Here is a 3307-nt window from a genome sequence, read left to right on the forward strand (position 1 = left end):
GGTTGGGGGATATTTTCGGGGATGGTGGGAAACCGTTATTGGTTGGCTGACGGATATCTTGTTAGCGTTTCCCTCTATTCTATTAGCGATCGCAATTGTTACCGTCACAGGTCCTAGCATTCCCAGTGTCATGATTGCAGTTGGTGTGGTGCAAGTTCCGATTTTTATCCGGCTGACCCGCAGCATGGTACTCTCGCTCAGAGAGCAGGAATTTGTGCAAACGGTAAGGGCATTCGGTGCGACACCAGCGCGGATTATTTTCCACCATATTTTACCCGCCTGCTTGGGTTCTTTGGTAGTACAGGCAACACTCTCAATTGGTACTGCTACCCTAGAAGCGGCGGGTTTGGGTTTTCTGGGTTTAGGCGCACAGCCTCCCACTCCTGAATTGGGTACAATGCTGTCGGATGCTTTTAAGGGCGGTTATTCTCTATCCTCACCTTGGACTATCTTGTTTCCCGGTTTATTTATTACCCTAACGGTTTTGGCATTTAACTTGCTAGGGGATGGTTTGAGGGATGCACTCGACCCCCGCACGGGTGGATGATAGCTAGTACATCTCGGCAGCAGTTTTTGACTACTTCAAGAGAGACAAGGAGGATTGTATCTGGTCACTTATTTTCGCCACGTTGCACTAGTCAGAATCAGCAACTTTATCGAGTACGATCTTGACAGCATCTATAATGATATCCGGTTGATCCGTCCACACAAAATGACCACTTTTATCGGCTTTGATTTGAAGACAATCAGTTGACAAATTACACAAATTTATATGCATTTTATCCCGTAATTGGTTAGCTCCTCGCAGCGGCATAAAAATAGTCCACCAAGACGGCTTGAAAAAAGAATTTGCTTTGATGCTGACTACAGGCATCGAACCGAACTGGTTAGCGATACTAACCTGACGGGCGCTTTTATTTAGATTCAGCATTTCCCGACTCATTGTAATCCAGTGCTTAGAACGGCAGAAAGACCGTTTTACTGAATTCAGAGAATCCTGAGAAAACTGTCGTAATTCAGGCTTTAGCCATTCAAATAGTCCCCATAGTCTTAAGAGTCGAATAATCCCCAGCATTGAGCTCAACGTAGACATCACAAAGCCAGAAATAAAAAATAATTTTAAAGCTTGTAACTGAATGGACATTTTGAGCATTCCTGTCTCATGCAGTCCATCAGTGAGTACCATTCCAATGACTTTCTCAGGGAAGCGATGGGCATACAATCGTACATTGTAGCTACCAAAGGAATTTCCTACTAAAATAAAGGGTGGCTCAATTCCCGCTTTGGTGAGTAGCGTATCTAACTCTGCCACAATTTGGTTACTAGTTCGAGGATAGGGGCTGTGATCACTCCATCCATATCCAGCTCTATCGTAGATACAGACTCGTGCTAACCTTGCCAGTTCTTCGACAAGAAAATAACCCTCTATTCCCCCTAAGCTGTGGTCGAGAATAATGGTTGGACGAGCTTCCCCAGCGACGTAGAAATGTAGACGGTAGCCACCTACGTCAAACAGTTGACCCGGTGGAGGTTTTCTATTTTCAATCCAACACGCGATCGCTTGATAAAGTGTTGTAGAAACGAGCAGAAGAATTCTAATTGACATCGGCATCATTAAGCTCTCTTGCCAGCTAAGGTTGTACTACACTGCGGAAATCTGACTTCTAGGTCAGGAATGTCACGTCCTACGTTGGAGTTCAACCTGATAACACCCGTGACATTCATGTTCTCGTAGAAGGCAATTACTAATCAAACAGCAGTCCCTATCCCTAATTGAGCTGTCTGTAAGGGGACTCTGAAAGAGATTTGGTAGAATTTAAGGAAAAATATAGACATATAACCTATGTTTGATGCCTTAGCGGAACGCCTAGAAGAAGCCTGGAAGAAACTACGCGGTCAAGATAAAATTTCTCAGACTAACATTCAAGACGCACTAAAAGAGGTGCGTCGCGCTCTGTTATCGGCAGATGCAAACCTACAAGTCGTTAAAGATTTTATCGCCGAGGTAGAAACCAAGGCTCAGGGATCTGAAGTAATTTCCGGCGTCCGTCCTGACCAGCAGTTTATCAAAATAGTTTACGAGGAGCTGGTGCAGGTGATGGGGGAAAGCAATGTCCCCTTGGCTAACGTCGAAAAACCTCCCACTATTGTACTAATGGCAGGGTTGCAGGGGACTGGTAAAACCACTGCCACCGCCAAACTCGCATTACACCTGCGCAAGCAAGAGCGCACCTCTCTTCTCGTGGCAACAGACGTTTACCGACCGGCAGCTATTGACCAGTTAGTCACACTGGGTCAACAAATTGATGTCCCAGTGTTTGAAATGGGTAAGGATGCTGACCCTGTAGAGATTGCTCGTCAAGGGGTAGAACGTGGTAGGGAACTGGGGGTCGATACGGTAATTATCGATACAGCGGGACGCCTGCAAATCGACGCCAATATGATGGCGGAACTCGCCCGAATTAAAGAAACCGTCCAACCTCACGAAGTTCTGCTGGTAGTAGACGCGATGACGGGTCAAGAGGCAGCAAATCTGACCCGCACCTTCCACGAACAAATTGAAATTACTGGAGCAATTCTCACTAAGTTAGATGGTGACACCAGAGGCGGTGCTGCTTTATCGGTACGTCGGGTATCCGGTCAACCCATTAAATTTGTCGGTGTCGGCGAAAAAGTAGAGGCACTGCAACCGTTTTATCCCGACCGAATGGCATCGCGGATTTTGGGCATGGGAGACGTTCTCACCCTGGTTGAGAAAGCCCAGGAGGAGATTGATATATCCGATGCTGCCAAGATGCAGGAGAAAATGCTGACGGCTAAGTTTGACTTCAGCGATTTCCTCAAGCAAATGCGGCTGTTGAAGAACATGGGTTCCCTTGGCGGTTTGTTGAAAATGGTTCCAGGGATGGGCAAGCTGAGTTCTGACCAACTCGAAAAAGGGGAAAGCAAGCTCAAACAAACCGAAGCGATGATCAACTCCATGACCGCTGAAGAACGCCGCAACCCCGATTTGCTGGCAGGTTCTCCCAGTCGCCGCCGCCGCATTGCCCGAGGCTCCGGTCATACTGAGCAACAGGTCAGCAGTTTGATCAGCGAATTTACCAAAATGCGATCGCTCATGCAACAGATGGGTCAAGGTCAGTTTGCCGGAATGCCCGGTATGGGAGATATGTTTGGCGGCATGGGCGGCAATCGTCCCCAACCCGGTCGGCGCGGCGGTGGTGCTCCGAAGAAACAGAAAAAGGTCAAGAAGAAGAAGGGGTTTGGTGAGCTTTAAGTGGTGAAAGGAGCGGGGGAGCAGGGGAGC

The 3307-nt window shown here is 47.6% G+C and carries 3 protein-coding genes; 2 read left to right on the forward strand and 1 reads right to left on the reverse strand.

The features are described 5' to 3' along the window. Positions 1 to 547 (forward strand): ABC transporter permease (locus IQ257_RS29105; RefSeq protein ID WP_193933473.1); only part of this gene is annotated, 547 nt, incomplete at its 5' end. An 87-nt stretch (positions 548 to 634) separates the two neighbouring features. On the opposite strand, the gene IQ257_RS29110 is transcribed toward IQ257_RS29105, so the two are convergent. Next, positions 635 to 1612 (reverse strand): alpha/beta fold hydrolase, encoded by a 978-nt coding sequence (locus IQ257_RS29110; protein ID WP_193882469.1) that lies wholly within the window; start codon positions 1610 to 1612, stop codon positions 635 to 637. Positions 1613 to 1843: 231 nt separating this feature from the next. Between IQ257_RS29110 and ffh the strand changes: the two genes are divergently transcribed. Beyond that, entirely contained in the window at positions 1844 to 3277 is a 1434-nt protein-coding gene (ffh, locus tag IQ257_RS29115) for a signal recognition particle protein (RefSeq protein WP_193882467.1), read from the forward strand. Positions 3278 to 3307: the final 30 nt, after the last annotated feature.

It is taken from the genome of Coleofasciculus sp. LEGE 07092, from assembly GCF_015207375.1.
GTDB lineage: Bacteria > Cyanobacteriota > Cyanobacteriia > Cyanobacteriales > Coleofasciculaceae > LEGE-07092.